Source organism: Bacillus sp. Xin1 (assembly GCF_013314535.1).
Classification (GTDB): Bacteria; Bacillota; Bacilli; order Bacillales; family Bacillaceae_G; genus Bacillus_A.
In genome coordinates, this window is the sequence record NZ_JABUAE010000179.1 from 1 (window position 1) to 468 (window position 468).

Annotated in this window: 1 protein-coding gene; it reads right to left on the bottom strand. The window is 35.0% G+C overall.

Annotated elements, in window-relative coordinates; all coding sequences use genetic code 11:
• Nucleotides 1–430, bottom strand: a 430-nt coding sequence (locus HRG09_RS28405; RefSeq protein WP_174104109.1) for an NAD(P)-dependent oxidoreductase, incomplete at its 3' end; no start/stop codon positions are given.
• Nucleotides 431–468 lie beyond the last annotated feature (38 nt).

Below are 468 nucleotides of genomic sequence, written 5' to 3' on the forward strand. Positions count from 1 at the left end.
TAAGCTCTTTTTTCTTATCCTTAATCATCTTAGAATACATAATGCGAAAGACGATGGCCCCCAACTTATTTACGAATGACTTTTTATCTCCATATATATCCAAAGAACCTCCTGTTACTCCAATATACCTTTTGATTCCGATATCTCCCATAATAGTAATTATCAGTTTTGTAACTTCACTGTATAAAGGTGTGTCTCTATTGGGTTGTCCAAAAGTATTAACAACAGCTTCACATCCTTCAAGTAAAGAGCGAATTGAATGTGGGTTTTGAGCGTATCCTTTAATAAGCTCTATGTTTGGGCTAGTTACTGAAACTTTTTCTGGATTTCGGACGAGCATGCGAACTGTATAGCCTTTTTTAATTGCCGTTTCTGCTAAAAATTTACCTGCTTTTCCAGTGCCTCCTATAATAGCAATAGTGCTTTTCATCTAGAGTTAGTCTCCTATCCTAAATTTCTTTTTATAAC